The sequence below is a fragment of the Polyangiaceae bacterium genome, from assembly GCA_016715885.1.
Lineage (GTDB): Bacteria > Myxococcota_A > Polyangia > Polyangiales > Polyangiaceae > Polyangium.
Genome location: JADJXL010000021.1, coordinates 23,904 through 44,919, shown reverse-complemented (window position 1 = coordinate 44,919; position 21,016 = coordinate 23,904). Strand labels below are relative to the sequence as shown.

General features: G+C 60.4%; 15 protein-coding genes. 11 read left to right on the top strand and 4 right to left on the bottom strand.

The window, feature by feature from the left end; all coding sequences use genetic code 11:
- The first annotated feature begins 154 nt into the window (after positions 1 to 154).
- Entirely contained in the window at positions 155 to 952 is a 798-nt protein-coding gene (locus IPM54_31215; protein MBK9264260.1) for an ABC transporter permease subunit, read from the top strand.
- Positions 953 to 976: 24 nt separating this feature from the next.
- Here the strand turns inward: IPM54_31215 and IPM54_31210 are convergent, their stop codons facing one another.
- From IPM54_31210 to IPM54_31200, 3 genes are all read right to left on the bottom strand, one after another.
- Positions 977 to 1,597, bottom strand: a complete 621-nt coding sequence (locus IPM54_31210; GenBank protein MBK9264259.1) for an SCO family protein — start codon at positions 1,595 to 1,597, stop codon at positions 977 to 979.
- A 35-nt stretch (positions 1,598 to 1,632) separates the two neighbouring features.
- Positions 1,633 to 3,369 (bottom strand): multicopper oxidase domain-containing protein, encoded by a 1,737-nt coding sequence (locus IPM54_31205; GenBank protein ID MBK9264258.1) that lies wholly within the window; start codon positions 3,367 to 3,369, stop codon positions 1,633 to 1,635.
- A 183-nt stretch (positions 3,370 to 3,552) separates the two neighbouring features.
- Positions 3,553 to 8,136, bottom strand: a complete 4,584-nt coding sequence (locus tag IPM54_31200; protein ID MBK9264257.1) for a choice-of-anchor D domain-containing protein — start codon at positions 8,134 to 8,136, stop codon at positions 3,553 to 3,555.
- Positions 8,137 to 8,823: 687 nt separating this feature from the next.
- Here IPM54_31200 and IPM54_31195 point away from each other — a divergent pair.
- The 10 genes from IPM54_31195 to IPM54_31150 all read left to right on the top strand — a co-directional run bounded on the left by IPM54_31195 (position 8,824) and on the right by IPM54_31150 (position 19,631).
- Complete coding sequence (locus tag IPM54_31195; protein ID MBK9264256.1) at positions 8,824 to 9,627, top strand: ABC transporter permease subunit; 804 nt, start codon at positions 8,824 to 8,826, stop codon at positions 9,625 to 9,627.
- Between the two features lie 66 nt (positions 9,628 to 9,693).
- Positions 9,694 to 12,123 (top strand): hypothetical protein, encoded by a 2,430-nt coding sequence (locus IPM54_31190; protein MBK9264255.1) that lies wholly within the window; start codon positions 9,694 to 9,696, stop codon positions 12,121 to 12,123.
- Between the two features lie 266 nt (positions 12,124 to 12,389).
- On the top strand, positions 12,390 to 12,662 hold the full coding sequence (locus tag IPM54_31185; GenBank protein ID MBK9264254.1) for a hypothetical protein: 273 nt from the start codon (positions 12,390 to 12,392) through the stop codon (positions 12,660 to 12,662).
- A gap of 144 nt (positions 12,663 to 12,806) precedes the next feature.
- Positions 12,807 to 13,262, top strand: a complete 456-nt coding sequence (locus IPM54_31180) for a hypothetical protein (protein MBK9264253.1) — start codon at positions 12,807 to 12,809, stop codon at positions 13,260 to 13,262.
- On the top strand, positions 13,259 to 13,951 hold the full coding sequence (locus IPM54_31175) for a hypothetical protein (GenBank protein ID MBK9264252.1): 693 nt from the start codon (positions 13,259 to 13,261) through the stop codon (positions 13,949 to 13,951). Before IPM54_31180 ends, IPM54_31175 begins: the two co-directional genes overlap by 4 nt.
- Before the next feature lie 32 nt (positions 13,952 to 13,983).
- A complete protein-coding gene (locus IPM54_31170; protein ID MBK9264251.1) occupies positions 13,984 to 15,276 on the top strand; it encodes a permease in 1,293 nt (430 codons plus the stop codon).
- Between the two features lie 40 nt (positions 15,277 to 15,316).
- Positions 15,317 to 16,483 (top strand): FAD-dependent monooxygenase, encoded by a 1,167-nt coding sequence (locus IPM54_31165; protein MBK9264250.1) that lies wholly within the window; start codon positions 15,317 to 15,319, stop codon positions 16,481 to 16,483.
- Between the two features lie 151 nt (positions 16,484 to 16,634).
- On the top strand, positions 16,635 to 17,555 hold the full coding sequence (locus tag IPM54_31160) for a mechanosensitive ion channel (GenBank protein MBK9264249.1): 921 nt from the start codon (positions 16,635 to 16,637) through the stop codon (positions 17,553 to 17,555).
- 328 nt (positions 17,556 to 17,883) lie between these two features.
- Positions 17,884 to 18,822, top strand: a complete 939-nt coding sequence (locus IPM54_31155) for a methyltransferase domain-containing protein (protein ID MBK9264248.1) — start codon at positions 17,884 to 17,886, stop codon at positions 18,820 to 18,822.
- On the top strand, positions 18,819 to 19,631 hold the full coding sequence (locus IPM54_31150; protein ID MBK9264247.1) for a glycosyltransferase family 2 protein: 813 nt from the start codon (positions 18,819 to 18,821) through the stop codon (positions 19,629 to 19,631). The genes IPM54_31155 and IPM54_31150 overlap by 4 nt, the downstream gene beginning before the upstream one ends.
- 151 nt (positions 19,632 to 19,782) lie before the next feature.
- Here IPM54_31150 and IPM54_31145 read toward each other — a convergent pair whose 3' ends face one another.
- Positions 19,783 to 21,009 (bottom strand): hypothetical protein, encoded by a 1,227-nt coding sequence (locus IPM54_31145; GenBank protein ID MBK9264246.1) that lies wholly within the window; start codon positions 21,007 to 21,009, stop codon positions 19,783 to 19,785.
- Positions 21,010 to 21,016 lie beyond the last annotated feature (7 nt).

Here is a 21,016-nt window from a genome sequence, read left to right as displayed (position 1 = left end):
TTACGCGAACACGCCCGATTGTCATCACCCTGTCACACGCTCGCATTAGTACCTCACGCCTGGACTCGAACTCCATCGCCAGGACGTGAGCACTTCTCTACCGACACCGTCAGAAAAACCCCCGAGCTTCGCGCGTGCGTCGCGGGCCAATGTCGTGCTGCGCCCACTGCTGCTCGTGTGCGCGTCGCTTGGAATCGTCCTGCTCGTTGGCCTCGTCGCCGTTTTCGTCGCCGAATCCGTTGCCTTCGTGCGCCTTTCGGGCGGAGTTGCATTCGGCACGCTTGCCACGCTGCTCGGAAATACGCTGCTCACGACCGCCGTTGCGCTCGTCGTCGCGGCGCCGGTGGGTCTGCTTGCGGCCCTTTACCTGAGCGAGTTTGCAAGTGCTCGCATGCGCGGTTTTCTGGATCCGCTGCTGCGATTTCTCGCGCGCGTGCCGCCGATCGTCTACGGCTACTTCGCCGTTTCGACGTTCCTTCCGGCGCTCGGGACAATCGTGCCGGGCCTTCACCAGCAGTACGCGCTTTCGGCCGGCATTGCCTTGGCGGGCATGATCGTGCCGAATTTCCTGGAGCATGGTCGGGCCGCGATGGATGCGATTCCCGAGCATCTGCGCGATGGCGCTCGAGCGCTCGGGGCGGGCAAGTTTGCCACGGCCGTGTTCGTCGTCGTTCCGGCGGCTCGATCGCGCCTTTTGGCAGCTCTCGTGCTCGCCGCATCCCGCGCCGTCGGGGAAACGATGATCGTCCTCGTCGTCCTCAGCGCATGGGCACCCGGACGAGCGGCGACGAGCCACCACACGTTGGCCACGTATTTCGCGCAGTTTGCGCCCGCGAACGCGAATGCAGACGGCCACGACGTCGGCATGCTCTTCGTCGTCGGATCCGCGCTGCTTGTGCTCGCGTTTGTCCTGGATGGCCTGCGTGTTAGCTTGGACAAACCCGATCGATGAGACGACGATGGCAAGCGTGGTCCATCAAAGCGCCGCTGATGCCCGCGGCGTGTCGTCTCCTGCGACCGTCCACAGAATCGATTTGGCGATCCATTCCGGTTTGGCGCCACCTGGACAGCCGGCCCAGCGCTCGAGCCTTTCGTTGCCATAACGAAGCATGCCGATGTGTTGCGACTTATCGGCGTCCACGGCGGGATCCGGATCCACGGCGCCCAAACCAATTCGTGTCGTCTCGATGTCCTCGGGGTCTCCGGTCAAGAAATACCACCCCGGTCCTGGCTCGAGCGATTCGGCATATTTGGCGAGGGCCTCCACCGTGTCTTCCTGCGGTTTGATGCTGATGGAGTACATGAATATGTCACGTCCTACGCGGGGATGAAGCAGCTTCTGCACGCGCAGCATGTTCCGTGTGACTCCGGGGCAGATACCTCGGCAGCGCGAATACATGAAATTGACGATGACGATTTTATCGCGCAAAAGATCGTCGTAAAGGCGCACGCGCCGCCCCTCGTGCGTGACCAATGGCACGTTCGGAAACCGCCACCCTTTCCCGTCGCTCGAAGCCAAAGCCGTCCCCCAACCTATCACCGCGCCAACGGATGGCGCAGCCACCGCAGCCGCGAGCCATTGCCTTCTGGTTATCATCATCGCACCTCCTTTGCGCAGCGACACCCTCTCCATTACGCCGGAAGTATTTCCCAACGAAGCATCATCGAATGGTCTTCGTGCAAGGTATTGTGGCAATGCATGACGTGGTGTCCGACGAAATCGCGGAACCTCAGGAACAAGCGAATTTCCTCGTTGTGCCTCACGTCCGCCACGTCCATCCGACCCCTTTCGTGAGGCGGAGGTGCCTGGCCATTGCGAGACAGCATCTGGAATTCCTCGAAATGAATGTGTGCAGGGTGCTGCCAGCCACCCGAATTGTTTTGGAGTACCCAAATCTCACTCGTTCCCTCGACGGGGTCGGCCATGGTCTTGTCACCGTCGAAGAATTCGCCGTTGATCTGCCATTGGCCATTGCCTCGCTCCAATCTGAAATAACGAACACGCGCCGCCGCGAGCTCCTCTTTCGATGGTCTGGGCACGTCGTAAAACGTGTACGGCGGCGCCTGGCTCCCATCGCCCACGTCGGGGAGTTGGACGTCGAATCGAAGGATTGCGTGACCTTGACCTGCCGGCAGAATCTCGTCGGTAGGACCTCGGCCGTCCAATTGTTCGAGCCTATTTTCCAAAATGATCGACTTGCCAGCGTGTTGCGAAAAGTCGACAATCACGTCGGCTCGTTGCGCCACGGCCAACCGAAGGTTCGTCACGGTGAGCGACTGAGGCAGTAGATTCCCATCACTCGAGATGCGCGTGAATGGGATGATGATGCTGGGATCGGCAGGGTTCGTCAAAAACAACTGGTAGAATCGCGACGGTCCAGCATTGAGCCACCGGAGTCGATATCTCCTTGGATGCACCTTGAAGTGCGGCTGTATTTTGCCATTCACGGTGAATTTGTCACCGAGGATTCCATCCTGGTTGAACAGATCGAAAACGAGCCGACCTCTTTTGTCGAATATTTTGTCGGCAAAGAGCATGGGGACATCGAATTTGCCGCTTGGCAGGCGGAATCCGGTCGCCTCGTTGCCTGTATCGTACCCGTTGAAGAGGAGGTAGAAGCCGGCGAGCCCTCGGTAGACATTTTGCGAAGTGAAATCGACGCGGTGGTCGTGGTACCAGAGCGTGCTCAGACTTTCGCGAATGTCGCCGTACGGTGCATATTGTTGCTTCGAAAAACCCGCGCAAACGTTGGGGTAGTGCTGATCGTAGAAAAGCTCGCTCCCTCCGACCTGGAACGGGAAAAAGTCCGTTGGAAAGCCGTCGCTTTCGGACGGCGTGTGGGCATTGTGCAGGTGCGTCGTTACCTGCGGAATGCCAAAACCGGTATGGTTCTGGGGCAGATCGTTGAAATTCCGAACGAGGATCGGTTCGCCATACCGGGCATGGTAGGTCGGTCCTGGTACGATGCCGTCGAATCCCCAAATGTCGGTGAGCGGCAGGTCGGAATGGAATCGGTGTTTCCCCGCCCGCTGATGAATTTCGTAATATTTTTGGGGCGGAAAGCGCTTGAATGCTTGATGGGACCGTCTCCGTCCCTCGCCAGGGAGGGGATACTCCTGAGGAGCGGGGTACAGGTAAGGTACAGGTGTTTTGATGGGCGGGATGGGGAGCGGATCGACAAATGGCCTCGTCCGCGGGCTTCCAGTGCTTGCGGCGCGGCCAAAGCCTTTGTTGCTGATGAGGTAGCCGGCCGAGCCCGCGCCCGCAATGAGGCCGATTTTCAAAATATCTCGCCGTCTCAAGGCATCCTTGCCTGCATTCGTTTCGACGCTCTCTGCCGGTGCGTCTTGCTTTTCCTCATTCGACATGGGCGCTCCCTCCGCTAAGCCAACCAAGCTCGTCTTTTTACATTCGATGCGCGGCTAGCGGAGACATCGCGGGTCATCGTGACAAATGATCGTTTCATCACGAAGACCGTTATGCAGAAATGGACGCAATGGGCGCCCGTCTGCAACGGGCGCCCATTGCGGTGGACGTTTACAAGAAAACGGCTAGGGCACGCCGTTGCAGGTCATTGGAATCACGCGCGGGCTCGAAGCCCCATTGTAGTTGATTTGAAGCTCGCCCGAACGCAATCCGAGCGCCCGAGGACGACAGCGAACCGATATGGTACACTGCGCATTCGGTGAGAGCTGCCCGTTGCAGGAGCTGGCGGCGATCTCGAAATCGTTCCTGTGCGCTCCTTCGCGCCTGACGTTACCCATCTGCAATGACGCGGCACCGGTATTCGTGAACGTCGTTGTCTGGGTAGCGCTGCGCACGCGCAGAGCTTGATCGCCGAATGCGAGACTGTTTGGCGTAACCATCGCAATGGCTGCCGTGCCCGTACCGGAAACCGGCGCGGTCAGCGTCGCTGGATTCCCATTGCTGACGACTGCGAAATTGAGGCTTGCGCTACGCGTTCCGACGGCATTCGGCCGGAAGGTAAGGCTTACATTGCAGAATGCGCCCGTGAGCAACGTCACGCCGCTGCAATTGTCCTCGTTCACCAGGAAGTCGCCACCATTGACGCCTTGCAACGTGGCAGTCGAGATCGCGAGAGGCGTCGCCGCCGCATTGATCAGTGTCGCGCTTCGTATTCCGCTCGTGGTCGCGATTTCCTGATCTGGAAAGGTCACCGCGGTCAAACCAATGGGCTGACTGACCGGCACGCCCGCGGAAACGGCGACATTGGCGAACTGCAACATTTCAATGTTGATCAGCCGGTCGGTACCGTCGAGCTGTGTGCCACGGGCATGAATGACGGTCGTGCTTCCGTCGGGATTGGGGAGGATGTCGTAATCGTCAAAGGGCCCGGAGAACAGCGCCGTATCGACGTCGGGCTCGTTCGGATTGGGCGGGGCCGTCAAGATCTCGCGCACGATGACGAGTTGTCCCGGATTGAGAGTGCCGGCGAACATCGCCTGTTGGAGCGTCAAGGTCGCTGGCGTGCCCGCAAGAATCCCCGACTTGTTTTGCAGAGGCGTGCGCATACCATCGGCTGTACCAATCTCGTTATTGGCTTCATCACGAACGCTCAGCCTCACATTGAGCCAGCGGTCTCCGTCGATGATGTCGTCGCCGCCGCGCCCTTCGATGAGGTCGCTGCCCGCGCCGCCAAGAATGATGTTGCCGCCGCTGAAAGACGTCACTCCGTCGCCCAGAAGATCCTGCAACCCAGCAATGAGATCGATCTGCGCCTGCGTGTTGAGCGCATTGTTTTGGCCCGAATTCGCGTCGATCTCGGTGAGCTCGACGGTCGTGGCGTCATCGCCTCGCAGGATGTCGTCGTGGTCCCACCCGGACAAACCTTCGACCAAATCGAATCGGTCGCGGAAGTTCTCGACCGAAGGAGGCAAAAGCACGGACAGATCCAAATCGGCGTCGGCAGGCTGCGGAGCGCCCTTGTACGTCACCCAATCGAATCCGAGCATGCCTTCATGGCGCTCGATGCCAAAGTCACTGACCATGATGTCGTCGCCTGTTTCGGCGTCGTAATCGTCGTCGCCCCCCTGTCCGAAGATGACATCGTTGCCAACCACGGGGCTATCCTGGAATGGCGCGCCGTTGTCCCCTTGCAAGAGATCGGCCTGGTCTCCTCCTTCAATCCAATCGTCACCTTCGCCTCCGAACACGGTGTCGGCCGAATCGCCTGCGAAAATGAAATCGTTTCCCGCCCCGCCGAACGTTTCTTTCGGATCTTCGCCCGCGACGACGAAATCGTTACCGCTGCCCGCGAGGATCAGGTCCCCGAGGCCGGGACCGGCGCTAATCACATCGTTGCCTGCGCCGCCCTTGATGTTATCGATGCCAAAAAGATCCGTAATGATGTCGTCGCCATCGCCACCATTGAGAGAATCGTTGCCGTCTCCGCCCTCCAAGCGGTCATTGCCTTCATCTCCCCATAACGTGTCATCGCCTTCGCTGGCCCACATCATGTCATCCCCTGGGGTGCCGCCCATGACGATATGCTCCACGCCGGTATAGCGGATGGTGCCATCGGGCATGCGGATGAGCAGTTGAGACTCGTCCTGCTCGGCAAGCGGCGTTGCGGGATCATCGAGAATGGGGCCTGAAGTGCCGAGGTTTCCGAGCTCGAAAACGAAGGCCGGTCTCGAGAATGCGTCGAGCGGCAAATGGCGCACATTGGTATTGCGCATGATCATCTCGGAGAATGAATTCTCTTCGAGCTGCGTGAGGAAGTTGATGCCGGCCGTGCGGTGCAAGTAATAGAGGCGGTCACCGTCCTGCAATTTCTCCATTTGCGTTTCGAAGACGAAGTTGAATGTCGGCCCGAGCAAGCCTCCGAAAATCATTTGCTTCTCGGCGAGGCCACCGACCCAGAAGTCGACCAAGTCGAGCCCCGTCTCGACGTTGGCCCAGGCGCCAGTGGCGTTCATGAAGTCGTCGTCCACGCCGCCATTGACGAGTGCGTCGGCAGCCGTGCGCTTATCGGCAAGCGATGTCACGCCGGTGACGGACGGATGCGTGCCATAAGCTGCAACGAGATTGACCAGCGATTCCGGGTGTCGCAGGGCAAACCCATAGTCCCTCCAGCTCGAATAAGGCCGCAGAGCGGAGTCACCGGTGTCCGCAAAGAACATGGTACGCGCCGCATTGAGTGACGGAATGCCAACGTCGCGACCGCGTGCCATGTTGATGGTCGCAAGATCGAGCGGTACGCCAAGCAGATTGTTGCGCAGGGCATTGGTGACGAATTCGTCGACCTCATTGCCAACCTGCCGCGTCATGCCACGAATGATTGTGCCCGCGGAATCGAGGTCGTCCGTGCCGACGGCGCCGAATGCCGGTGGATTGAGGAATCCTTGGATGAGGCCAATGTCATGGGACGCTCCAGCGGAATCGGTGCGCGCGATGGTCTCGGTCAACAGAGAATGCCCGAATCGATACACGACGTGCGCGAATTCGCTCATGATCGCCGGATCGATGCTGGTGTCGTAACCGAGGAACACGTTCACTTCCGGCTGAACCTTGCGTGCGAACTCCTCGAAGACCAGGTGCTGGTATTGCATTTCCGTGCCAAACCGCGCTGCCTGGAAGAGACGCTCGCCGTTCCATTCCAGGTCTTGGATACCGTCTGCCTGATTCGCGCCTGGCAAGAGCCATTCCGCGATGAACGTAGGATTCGCGGTCGCCAGAACCTGGTCCTTGACGTGCTGGACGAGCCGGTTGTGCTCGGCGTGGAAAATCGTGTGAACGGCGGTGAGGCCGATATTCTCGTTGCCGCGACCATCACCCGTGACGAAGTGCGCGTCGAGCAATTCGTCGTCGTATGTTCCAGCGGGTTGGGGCCCAGCATTGATTTCCGAATCGGCGTCCGGAAGCAATCCGGTCGTAGGCACGGCCCGGTGCGCGATATCGTCGAGGAATGCGTGGTCGATGCGCAGGGTGTTGGCCGGCAGAGCGACGGGTGCCGCCGGATTGCCTTCCACGGTTCCGCTCGCGGTAACGACCTGGGGGAAACCATTCGGTCCAGGTATGAACTTGCCATACGGGTCGGTCACCAAAAGCGGCACGTTGAACACGTCCGCATCCGTCAATACGATGCCGAGCATGGTTGCCGCCTGCGCCTTGACTTCCTCCCAATTGCCAATCCCGCCCCTTGCGCCATCAATCAATCTGCCCGTCGACACCGGCCTGAGAGCAGCATTGAGTACGTATTCTCGCAAAAACACCTGATGCGAAGGATGCGAGGTGTACGTCTGGTTTTGATCGACGAACGGCGTCGTGCGATTGTTGTGCTCGTGCACGTCGTCTGCGGTGCCCAATATGCCGTCGGGACCTGGCTGATTCGTCGCTCGGTCCAGCACCATGAAGTTGTTGGGGCTCCCCGGGATGAAGAGCGGATCGTCGGCCGCCAGCGGAATGATCACCGTGCCGCTGCCGCCTTTGCTAATGAGGTCCAGGCCGTGATCGAAGAATTGGCCAAAGAGCGTAAACCACGAATTATACGGCGCGGATAGACCTACGTCCGGCGCGACGTTGGGAATGAAGAACGTTCCCTGCCCGTCCACATCGGCGACCGAACCAGGTGTTTTCGCCGCCGCCGCAACCGCCGCCGGATTCGCGGCACTCTGATCGACGATCAAATTGCTGATGACGCGTGGCTGGGGGTCGAATACGAGACCGCTGTTCTGCGTATACGACGTTGGACTTCCCACGCCGAGCGGCCCAGGGCCGTCCGGATCGAACGTGGCAATGCCTGCATCACGAAACACAGGCGTGGTGAGACGAGGAAAGGGACGATCGGCCGCTCCGAAAAATTCCTGACCCGGCAATATATTGTTGAACGTACCGTCGACGGTGCGCAGACCAAATGGAAGCTGCGGGTGTCCTACGAGGGACGAAAGCGGCGTGCCGCCGGCATGCGCCTCGGCAATCTTGATTTGCTCCAGGATGAAATTGAGATCGCCCGTGTCGGCGATCAACGCCTCCTGCGTCGCCGCAATGGCTTCGGCATCGTCCTCGCGAGAGGGCGGTTCGCTATTGGCACAGCCCAACGCGAACACCCCCGAGCCCAAGAATGCAATACGCAAAAGAGTATCGACGTTACGCATGTTCGAGTCGCTCCTCATGTCCTATTTCGAATCGGCACGGACCCAATGGCTTGCGTTCGCGTCTGAAGCCGTAATCCGAGATGGACTCGGACGGCGCACGAGCGAACGGTCGCGGGCCAACGCCAATGTCGCAATGGCTCGAATACAGAAATCCGTTAGTAGAATCGCGCACAACGCTGGCTACGGATTCAACCTCGGCGCGTGCCCTCGTGCACCATCTGCACCAGTGAACCCTTGAAAATATGCAATCACTGGGAGCGGAAGAGAAAGGACCTTTACCGTAACTGGTCGGAAGCGAAAGTTTGTATCTCCAATTATTCGACGATACAGAAAAATAGCCCTGCATTTCGTGCACCCGGTGCGGTATGCGGTGTGTATTCAGGTTGCACTCTCATGGGGACGATCTGTCGCCATGTGATACCGCTGCTCAGCGCTGGATACGCGTAGCCGTTCGCGGCGGTGCGCGACCCGGGCATCGAAGAGCGTCGGTCTCCCAAAGCTTACGCGCGGCACCGCGCTGTCATCACTTTGTCACACGCTCGAACTACGCTCGCGCCCTGGACCAACCCACGACGTGCTCACTCCGACGACTCTTTCGACGACACACACCCACCACGCGCGTTCTTGGCGAGCGCATGCTGCCGCGCGGTCGCTCGACATCTCTCGCGATTCGTTGGACAAACCCGCGCACGGAGACGCGTCGCGATGAGCTCGGCGACTCGATCGTCCCGCGCGGATCGCGTTTTTCACGTGTTTTGCGCGCTCTGTGCGACGCTCCCGCTCGCGTTCGGCGCATGGTTTGTCTTGACGACCTTGGTCCATGCGCTGCCCGGTTTGTCCAGTCCTGCCGTGCGCTCGGGCCTCGTCCTCACGCTCGTGCAAAGCGCTCGCACCGTCGGCTTCGCCCTCGCGCTGGCGCTTCCCGTGGGGATCGCGGCTGCCGTGCACCTCGAACACTACGCAGCTCGAAGCACGTTCACTTCCCTTGCCGAGCGATCGATCGCGCTGCTCGCTGCCGTTCCCTCGGTTCTCTACGGTCTGTTCGGCGTGGCGCTTTTGTCGGGCTCCTTTGGCGTCCGCTCGACGCGCACCATGGCTGCGTTCACGCTTGCGGTCTTTCTTTTCCCCGTGGTCGTCGTGCGAGCGCGCGCGGCACTTCGGACGGTCCCTCCGCTCGTGCGCGACGCAACGCTTGCGCTCGGCGCCGATCCATGGCGAGCGCTCGTTCACGTCGTACTGCCGCTCGCCATGCGGACGCTCATTGCCGAAGTGCTGCTCGTGCTGGCACGCGCGCTCGGAACGGCCGCGCCGCTCCTCGTCGTGGACGCGCTTTCTCCGCCGCGAAAATTCACCATCGAGCCTTTGGCCGTGCTCATTTTCCATGCAGCGACCGATCCAGCGACGCCAACCATTGCTGCCGCGGCGGTCGTCGTGCTGCTCGGTTTGATCGTCGTTTTGCACGCGATCTCTCATGCGTTGTCCACGCGCCGATCGAATGCTTGGCAATGACGCATTCATCGTGAATGGTGGGCGATTCGAAGTTCATTCTTTCGGCGTTTCGCGTATTCTCGCTTCATGAAACGCTTACCTCGAACTTCACTCGCTTCGGCCATGCTCGTATGGCTCGTTCCCCTCTTGCCGATGCTGCACGCGGGCTGCTCCGGCGATTCCAATACGAACCCGACGACGGGCTCATCGAGCGGCACGGCCGGCGCCGGGGGCGAAGGCGGCTCGATGGGCGGAGCTGGGGGGATTGGTGGCGATGGCGGAGGTGGAGGCAGCGCGGGCGCGGGTGGATCGAGCGAATGTCCAGCATGCCCACCGTCGTTCAAATGTCGTTATGGTAGCTGCATCCCCGAGCTCGGATCTTGCATGTCATTCGACGATTGCCCTGGGGATTCGTATTGCGATGCGAATGGCGAATGCATTCCTTACGGTGTTCCGGCTGACGTCGTCAATGATCCGACGTGCCAAAAGGAGAACAATCCCAATGGCGTCAAACCCGTCGTGCAATGCTCGTGGGAAAAGCCCGCGGACGCAGCGGATCCGACCATCAATTCCACGTCCATTTATACGGCGCCGATCGTCGCCGAGCTCAATATCGACAAGGATCCAGGCAAAATTCAACCGTCGATCATCGTGACCACGTTCGAGAACGTCAGCGGTACGCGCGTGGGCACGCTACGCGTATTCGACGGGCGCACGTGTGAAGAGCAAATGCGTACCGGAGGGCTCGACGAACCGACGGACGAAAATCGGCCAGCTTATGGAACGCAATGGGCCATCGGCGACCTCGATGGAGACGTCGCGGGTGGCGGCCATCCGGAAATCGTGGGACTGCATCGAACGAGCGGCGTTGGGAATGACGTGCCCCTCGAGCTGTATGCATTGACCATCGATTCGAGCGGCGCCAAACCTGCGCTGAAGCGTCTTTGGTATGGGCGCACGTGCAGCCCGAATGGCGATACGCCCGTTACGTTTGCGAGCAATTTGGGCAATTACGGCCCTGGCATTTGGGACCTCGACGACGACGGCAAACCGGAGGTCGTCATCGATCAAATGGTCTTCGATGCCCAAGGTTGTTTGCTCAGCGTTTACGCCGATACATTTTATTTGGGTCATGGCGTCATGTCGACCATTGCCGACGTCGATCTCGACATGAAACCCGACCTCGTGCGGTATGATCGTATTGCTTCGTGGGACACGGCGACGACGGAATGGGTGGACAAACCCTATTTCACGGCATCCGCTGCGCACAAGCATGGCCACGTCGCCGTCGTGGACCTCGGCGCGTATTCGACCATCGCCGGACAGCCACTACCCAACAAGCTGCCCGAAGTGGTCGTCGTCAGCGCTGAATCGACCACGTTCAATCCGAATACGACGGGCACGATTCGCGCGCAAACGCTCGACGGAACCATCGTCTTCGGGCCCATCGAATTGCATCACGACGTGGGAACGCCTGGTGGCCATGGCGGTCCGCCGACCGCGGCCGATTTCGATGGCGACGGGCAAGTCGAATTCGCCGCAGCGGCAAATCAATACTACACCGTGTACGATCCGGATTGCGTGGCGGCTCTCGGCGGCGCCAGCCCTGCCGAGCGCCCCGGAGGCACGTGCATTCGTGCACCCGGAATGGAAAACCTGCCCGACGGCGTCCTTTGGGCGCGCCTTTCGCAAGACTTTTCATCGAGCGGCACCGGGTCGTCCGTTTTCGACTTCGATGGCGACGGTAATGCCGAAGCGGTGTACGGCGATGAATGCTTCGTTCGCGTTTATTCAGGAAAAACCGGGGAGGTCATCTTCAGCGCTTCGGCGCGAAGTGGCACCGGCTTCGAATTGCCCGTCGTGGCCGATGTGGACGGCGATTTCGCCACGGAAATCGTCGTCGCCCGCGCATCGGGTCCCGCTTGTCCAGCCAGCGACCCGCTTTTCCCCGAAAGCATGGGATCCAGCGTCATGGGCGGTTTTGCCATTTTGCGCGATCCCGAAGATCGCTGGGCATCGTCCCGCCCGATATGGAACCAGCACGCGTATTCGATCACCCACGTGACCGACGACGCACGAATACCGCGTTCGAGTGAAGTGCTCCCGAATTGGACCCAGCCGGGCCTCAACAATTTCCGTCAAAATACGCAAGGAAACCTGGGCCTGCTCAACGTTGCGGATCTCACCGCCGTCTTCACGGACTTGGGAACGTTGTGCGGTGGCGTGGCGGGTCTCGCAACGCTCAAAGCCCGCGTGTGCAATCGAGGGACCAATCCGGTGCAAGACGGCGTGACCGTCGACTTTTTGGCGGGCGATACGCTACAAACCAGCGTTCTTGCCTGCACGGCCGTCACGACGAAGCTGCTCTTGCCGGGCGAATGCGAAGACATCGAATGCACCGGCGATCTCCCCGGCGTCGGCGATGTCTTCGTCGTCGTCGATCCTGCAGGAACGATTGCAGATTGCCACCCCGGAAACAACGAAGGCGCCGGAATTCTGCAGCTCTGCCCGAAGTGAGCTCTGCGTAAGCGCGTGCGCGGAAAAACGGCCATTGTGCCATCATTGCGCAATTTGGACACCCATACTCGCCTTTCGCGACGACCATGAACGCAATGCCATGGCTCCCGCCGTGACGCTCCATCAATTCGCCCAATTTTCCAGCGGTGCACGAAGTTTGCAGGTAGCTTGGACGTCAAGCTCGGCAAATATGCAATTTTTCACACCTATCACGAGCGCTTAGTGATGCAGCCAGCAAAATCCTTTTCGAATGGATGACGCGGACCATGAAAACTGTACTTCACGATTGGGCCAATTCTTTGACGAATTTACGCAAGCGGCGTGCGAACCAGCCCCAAGAGCTTCTGCCGATGGGGGCCGTGGTCGTCGAGGAAATGGCGGAGCCGGTGGTGCTCATGGTGGACAAGGCGGCATGGGACGCAATGGTGGACAAAGTGGTGTTATTGGGCAAAGCGGTGCAGGAGGCATTGGTGGCGAAGGCGGTCGTCGTGGTCAAGCGCGCACCGCGGGCCAAGCTGCTGCGAGGGGAATGGGAATGAATGGGCATGCGATCCGTGCTTTTTTTGCGCGATCGCTGCGGCCGCCTACGTAATTTTCTTGGGTATCCAAGTGGTTGCGGCTAAACTGTCTTCATGCCCCCGCATCATCACAAGCACCATCACGCCCCAGCGCCTCCCAAGGCGATTCGCGCGCTTTTGACGCCGGAGAAGCTCGATCCGGTGCTCGTGCCGTTCGTTCCAGATCCTGCGGATCGCGCGTTCGTTACTCGTTGCATCCTTGACGAGGGGCCGATTCATCATCGAGGGGCAAACTTCGCCTTGCTGTCGCTGGTGGCGGTCCTGCTCGAACGCACCGGGGGAGTCCCCGACAAACCCACGTCAGGTGAATCCGTTGCCGTTCCACTCAGGCTTCCGCGGCACCTGGCGCCCGACCACGACGAGGATCGCACGTATCCTCTGCACATGCCGCTCGCACCGCTCGAAGCGATTGCTCCAAAAGGGTCGCCCGCGCTCGATACGCTGGCCGATTGCCTTCTGGATGGACCGCCGCATCACGCGCTCGCCAATGCGGCGCTCGTATGTGCGCTTGGAGCATTGCTCGAACGATTCCCTGCGCGCCCCAAGGACGATACCCGATGAGCCGCTTGCCCGGACATTTGGGCCAAGCATTTCTCATGGCATCCGGCGAGCTGGGAATGGCAAGTGCGGCTCATTTATTCGTGCGCCAATTGGTACAGCTTGGGGGCGACGAGCTGGTCGCGGAGGCGTGCGACTCATTTGGCCGCGAATATCCGGTGCTCGATGCCATTGCGCACGAATGGCTCGAAGGTCATCGCGAAAGCACGCTGGACGTCACGCATGTGGTACGTGCACTCGAGGGCATTACACGTTTGGTGATCGTGGGGCTCGAAGTGGATGCGCTCGATGCGCTCGTCGACGCGCTGCCGAACGTGGAAATGGGCCTCGTGGCCGAGCCTTTCGGCATCGCGCCGGACATGCGGCGGGTTTTGGCGAATTTTGGCGGCACGTTACGAGCGGTCGACTTGGCTGACTTTCGACGCTGGGCAGGGAAACGAAGCGCGCTTTTGACGTTCGTGTATGGCACCGATGGCCACTCCGCGCATGTCGCCACGACGTGGCTGCGCGTCTCGGGTCCTGACGTTCGATCGCAATTTCGTACCCTCATCGGCTGGAACGTGCTCGATCAGCCGATGCGTCTTTACCCCCGATGGCTCGTCGAAACGAGCTGTGACGACTTTTCTGTCATTTGCCGAAAAAACTTTTCCGCGACATCACGTGAGCGCGCTGCCGAGGTACAGCCATCGTGACGCAAGCGCAAACTATTCTCAGCGTCATTCTTATGGTCACGCTGCTCGTGCAGGCGTTTCTACCCGCGTATCGCGTGCTCGTCGTGTGCTCGGGTGCGGGGCTTTCGTGTCTCGCGTCCACGCTGCTCGGCATATCGCCGACGTCACGAATTCTGGCCGAAGTGCCCTGGGACGTGCTCGTCATATTGGTGACGCTCGGCCTCGTGTCACAATTATTCGCTGAATCGCGGCTCTTCGACAGACTCGCCGTAGTGGCCACACGCATCGGCCGCGCCGATCCCAACCGTCTCAAAATCGTATTCGCCGTCGTGATGTATTTGGTCAGCGGCATCGTGAACAATTTGACCGCATTGGTGCTCGTATTGCCGGTCTTGCACGTGCTACTGAGGCTCGGTGGTACGAAGCAGAGATACGTTTCGTGGACGCTCGGACTTCTGCTCGTAGCGTGCAACCTTGGTGGAGCTGCCACGCCCATTGGAGATTTTCCCGCCATTCTACTCCTCGGCCGCGGTAGCATGACCTTCGTCGATTATCTCAAACACGCGGCGCCGGCGACGGCCATAGCGCTCGTCGTTTTGCTCGGCGTGACGCATTTCTTCGTTCGTCCTTCCGCGGGGCTACCGAGAGATCCCGTTTCGACGGGGCTTTCGAATGCCGTCATGGAAGCGATGCACCGCCGAATCAAGCTCGATCATCGCGTATTCGTCCCCGCAGCAGCATCGCTCTGTCTCATGGTCGCAGCGTGGGTTTTTCTTCCCGCGTCGCTCGGTATCGGTCCCGAGCTCGTGTGTTGGATGGGCGCAGCGCTCGCGCTGGTGCTCAATCGTCGCCTGGGCGAAAAACTGGTGCGCAATGGAATCGAAGCCGAGGCGGTTTTCTTTTTGCTTTCGCTCTTCGTCATGGTCGTCGCCGTAAAAGACACGGGGCTTTTCGAATTGGTTGCCAAGACGCTCGAACATTTGCCCTTGTCGCCCATCGGCCAGCTTTTCGTATTTCTTCTGCTCGCCGGCGTGCTGACGGGGCTTTTTTCGGCCGGTCCGAGCATGGCGGCGCTGCTCGAGGTCGCGGAATCGCTCGCCAAGCGCCTTCCGCCGTCCGCCGTGTATGTGGGTTTGGCGCTCTCGGTATGCGCCGGCAGCTCGCTCTTTTTGACGGCAGCGACGTCCGGACCGCTCGCGCAAGCATTGACCGAACGTGCGGATTTGCGCGATATCGACGGAAAACCATTACGTTTTGGTTTTTTCGATTTCTTGCCGACGGGCCTGCTCGCGTTCGCCATCATCGAGCTTACTGCGCTGGCATATGCGGCATGGGTGCTGTCGTGAGCGTCGTTGCGGGAGGTTTCTGAAGAACTCGAGGTGGGACATGCGAATCGTCATTTGCGGGGCTGGGATTGCGGGGTTGTCGCTTGCATTGTGTCTGAAACGCCGAGGACACGAGCCAATCTTGATCGAGCGAGCGAAGTCGCTTCGCGACTCGGGCTACATGATCGACTTCTTTGGGCCGGGATATCTTGCTGCGGAGAAATTGGGCATTCTCGAAGCGCTGAAGCAACGTAATTATCCGGTGCGGCACATGCGCTTCATCGACGAGCGCGGGCGTGACCGATTTTCGATATCCTACGAAGCGCTGCAACTCATGGCAGCGGGCCGCGTCTTCAACTTGACGCGCGGCGACCTCGAACGCGCGCTCTACGAAGAAATCGAAGGCCAGGTTGAAATCCGGTTTGGCACGGAACTGCAATCATTCATCGACGAGGAAGGCACACCGCTCGAAGTGACGTTTTCGAATGGCGAGAAAGCGGTCTGCGACTTGCTCGTCGGAGCGGATGGCATTCATTCGAGCTTGCGGGAGAAGGTTTGGGGGCCAGCGTCGCAATTCGTACGCTTTCTCGGGTATCGAACAGCGGCGTACATCATCGAGGCACCCAAAATTCTTTCTGCAGTGAGCGATTCATTTTTTTCACGATCGCTGGCAAAGGGTTCCAGGTCGTCGCGTATCCGCTTCGCGATGGGCAGGTGGGCGATTTTCGTGCATTGTGCAAATGCGCCGGTGGAAGATCATTCGCGGGCGGCAATCGCGGGCGAATTGCGATCGATTTACGGGCACCTCGGTTGGATCGTGCCCGACATGCTGCGCGAATTGGAGACGGTGGAGCATGTCTATTACGACTCGATATCGCAGGTCGTGATGGATGGCTTCACGCGCGGGCGTATTGCGCTCATGGGAGATTCCGCGTGGTGCGTGTCGCTCATGGCGGGGCAAGGCGCATCGCTCGCCGTGGCGGGTGGATATGCGCTCGCGGAAGAGCTCGATCGGGACGGTGATGTGCGCAAAGCGCTCGAGCGTTACGATGCGCGATTGCGCGGTCCCGTCAAGGAAAAGCTCGAATCGGGAAGACGTTTTGCCGGTTGGTTCGTTCCGACCTCGACGTGGAAGTGCTTGGTTCGCGACGCCGTCGTGCGCTTTGCGTCGTTCAAACCGGCCGAATATCTGCTGAAAAGGCAGATCGTGAGCGACGAGCGATTTTGATGCGAGTCGAAATGCGCTCTCGTGGCGCCCACGGAGGAGCTCCACTGGTTCGTTTCAAAATCTATTACGGGACGCCGATATACGAGGTACCGGTATCACCGGCGCGCGCGCCAGTCTTGACCTTCATTCCTCACCTCCGTCCGGGAAGTATATGGCATGGCCCCGGGCGAGGTCAAGACTGACCGGCTCGAAACGTGCATTCACGAAATCCGCCATGGACGAGCTGCTCACGATGCGAGAGTCGCTGTCGCGGCTGCTCGATTCATTCGTAAGGCGTTTGCCGTTCGTTCTTGCGGGCTTCGTTTGCTTGGTCATTGGAATGGTCATATCAAGGCTCGTGCGAGCGCTCGTCACGCGCGCCGGCACGAGAGCGCGGCTCGATCCTGGGTTCATTGGGCTCATCGCCCGCGTTGCGTCGGCCGCCGTCGTGCTCGCTGCACTGGCGGTCGCGAGCGTCATCGTTTTTCCTTCGCTGCGCTGGCGCGACCTCATTGCGGGCCTTGGAATCAGCTCGGTAGCGATTGGTTTTGCCCTCAAAGACATTCTGCAAAACTTCGTCGCCGGCGTGCTCCTGCTATGGCGCCGACCATTTCGTATTGGAGATCAAATTCGCACGGGCGATTACGAAGGCACAGTCGAAGACATCGATGTGCGCGCCACGCGCATTCGGACCTATGACAACGAGCTCGTGGTCGTCCCCAATGGCGACGTCTACACGAAGGGGATGATCGTGCGCACCGCATTCGGTTACCGAAGGGTGCGTCTCGTCGTCGGCATAAGTTATTTCGACAATATCGATGCGGATCGCGAAATCATTCGCAATGTCCTTTCGCGCACCGAAGGCGTTCTTTCCGAACCGGCGCCGTGGATTTATGTCGAAAAGCTGGCCGCATCGAATGTGGAATTGACCGTGCACTTCTGGGCGCACGCCCCCCAAGCGAATGTCCTCCTCGTGCTCGATCGCGTGGCCTCGTCCATCAAGAAAGCGCTCGATGATGCCGGTGCTGGCGCCGCGTTTCCGCGCACCGTGGTGCACGTGGAACCGCTGGGGCAACGCGTGCGCGCGGAATGAATGGCCCCTCCATTCGGACTCGCGTCTCGAACAGAAGACCCCACAATTTCATAGTGCTTTTGATTCGATTCGAGAGTCGGGAACGGAACGTTGCGCCGATGAACGTCGTCAACATGCGTCCGCATGCTCCACTTCTCGATTTGTGCTTGACCATTTCCGGTGTCGGGTCACAAGTAGCTCACTTACTTTCGGCGCCAATGGCGTGGCGTGAGGTGTTCATACCGTCCGCTTCATGGGAAGGCCATGATGCGAAATCGATATATCACGTGAGCTTGGCCATTGGGCCGATGGCCGCTTGTTCCGCCAGGCGGGCGGGGGAGCTACGGAAATGAACTGGATGCTCAAGGCCACGATCCAGAACGCGATCGCCGCCTTGCCCGAGCCAATGTCACAGCGCCTGTACTACGCCGTGCAGCGGCGCTTCGGCGGCCTTCGCACGATCGACGTCGAGGACAAGCTGCGCCAGGGTGTGCAGATCGCGCAGCGTGCGCGGGCACACGGTCAATCGATCGCCGGCGCGCGCGTGCTCGAAGTCGGTACCGGCCGCCGTCTGAATCTGCCGATCTCGCTCTGGCTGCAGGGCGCCGAACGCGTGGTCACGGTCGACCTCAATCCCTACCTGCGCGCTGAACTGGTGGCCGAAGACCTGCGCCAGATCGTCGCCGAGCGTGAGCACGTCGCAGCGCTGTTCGGCGCCGAACTGCGTGCGGATCGACTCGAGGCGCTGGCGGATCTCTCGCGGAATTTCTCGCTGCGCCGCCTGCTCACCCTGTGCGCAATCGAATATCGAGCGCCCGGCGATGCCGCCGCCCTGGATCTGCCAGGCGGCACCATCGACCTGCACGTCTCCTACGAGGTGCTCGAGCATATCCCGGGGCCGGTGCTCGAGGCGATCCTGCGCGAAGGCCGGCGCGTCGCCGCACCCGGTGCCCTGTTCGTGCACCGAATCGACTTCAGTGACCACTTTTCGCATTCCGACCGGAACATCAGCGCGATCAACTTCCTCGAGCTCGGCCCGCGCAGCTTCCGCTTACTCGCCGGCAATCGATTCATGTACATGAATCGGCTGCGCCTGGACGATTTCCTCGCGCTCTACGCCCGCGCCGGCCATCGGGTGATCGCGGTCGAGGCGGAGCCGGACCCGGAAGTCGTGCGCCTACTCGACACCGGAAAAGTAGTTCCACACACGGATTTTGTCTTCAAGTCGCGCGACACGCTCGCGACGCTCGGCGCTTGGATCTGTTCGCGCGCGGAGGGCAGCACATGAGCGAATCTCGCGTCAGCGTCGTGATGCCGACGTACAACGCCGAGCGCTTCCTGCGCCGGCCGGTGGAATCGGTCCTGGCGCAGAGCCACCGCGAGCTGGAGCTGCTGGTCGCCGACGATGGCTCGACCGACGGCTCGGTTGCCCTGGTCGAGGCCTACGCGCGCCGTGATCCGCGCGTGCGCCTGCTGCGGGCCGAGCGCAATGGCGGCGTGGCGGCGGCGCGCAATCGCGGCATTGCCGCGGCGACGGGCCGCTACATCGCGTTTCTCGACAGCGACGACTGGTGGCATCCGAGCAAGCTCGAGCACCAGCTTGCGGCGATGCGGAAGGCCGGCGCGGCGATCGCCTACACCGTCTACCAGCGGGTGGCCGAGGACGGCCGCGTCCTCGGCGTCGTACGGCCGCCAGCCGAAGTTGGTTATTGGGATATGCTGCGCAGCAACCATATCGGTAACTGCACCGGCATTTACGACCGGCGCTTGGGCGATGGCGAGTTTCGGGCGATCGGGCACGAGGACTATGCGTTCTGGCTGGGCATGCTGCGCAAGGCCGGCCGCGCGATCTGCGCCCCCGGGGCCGAACCGCTCGCGTTCTATCTCGTGCGCAATGGTTCGGTGTCGGCGAACAAGCTACGCGCGGCGCGCTGGCAGTGGCGCATCTACCGCGAGGTCGAGCGGCTGGGCCTATTGGCGAGCGCTCGTTACATGTTGCACTATGTCGTCCACGCGTTGGCCAAGCGCCGGCGCATCAGCACAACATGCCCGGATTCCACGCGTGACGCGCCTACGTCGCTCCGCCTCACTGGCTGAGCCTCGATGCACCATCGTCGCCTCTTCGCCGTTCACCTGCCAATCAATACCTCGTCACGCCGGCCTTGCACGCATAACGACTCGTCGTGCCATCTGCGCATTCGTTGATGGCTGGCCTGACCATCCACAGCCGTTCTTTTGAAAAGGCCCTTCAGCAAACTCCTGCCATGCCCTTCGATTCCCAGTGCGCGCCATGCATCTCGCGTTTCGGGTTGGCGGACCCGGAAACGCCGAACGTCGCCGTTCCCGCAGTATCCGTGATGAACCAGCCATAATCGCGCACGGCAACCGCGAAAATACGCGCCGTCTCGCGCAATCGACCGGTATACCCGCGACCGTCGAGCCACGTTTCGATTTCCCGCATCGCTGATGTCGAGCGCAAATCGCGCTCCTTCAGGAATCCTCGCTTTCGCAATTCCAGCTCCGACAAGGGCGACGGCGCGCATGCCGAACACGCGGTGTGCCATTCGAGCCCTCCGGCAGGGGCAACGGCAAACCCGCACGTCGTGCCTGCCGCATCGGTCTCCACCTCGGCGGTGCATTCCGGGCCGAACATCGTATTGGCAGCGCCCATGCTCAAAGCGTGTCGAATTTCACCCGCAGCCACTTCTTCGGGCGTGGCCAACATGGCATAAAATTGAATTCTCACGCCACGAGACGGGAAATTGCCTCCGTAGGTGCGATGATCGGCAATGTCGCCTTTCGGCGTACGAATCAAGTTTGCCGATGCGGCGCAAAGGTGCGTCGAAGCATTGTATCCTGGCACGAGCCAACATTGGCTGTCGTTGTAAATGTTCGTCACGAGCTCGCTCTGGACCAATCCCCAAAAGTTCCATTCTTTGCCGGATTCGTGATCGAGGATGATGAGGACCGCATCGCTGCCTTCCATGGCTCGCCACGACGGATTCCACGGCACTTTCTCGTCTACTTCCAGGTTCGACGTACCGGACCAACCGTCGCGTTTGGTGACGAAACGCGTCGTGGTGGCGTCCTTGACATCGTACACGGGCGCTGCGAAATCGGTGGCTGGATCGAGGCCAAAGTCGACGCGATGGTATCCGCGGTTTGGATCTTCGGCATTGGGATCGGCGTCGCGGTTGTTCGAAAAATACCAAAATCGATTGACGTATTCATCGCCCTTGGACCACTTTTGCAGCCCGCAGACAGGCACGTTCCATGCAGCGGTGTCCGCGTAGGCTCGCTTGTACGCGTAGCCCTCGACGCGCCGTCCGCATACGCTCGGCCCCTCGGTCGGAGCCGATGCGTCATTGGTTCCTGCGTCGGTCGCATTGGTTTTTGGGGCGTCGACCGAGCTCGAACTGCAAGCCGCCGGTGCGACGATGAGAGCGCACAGAAGGAAAGCATAGGGTTTCTGCATGGGAGAC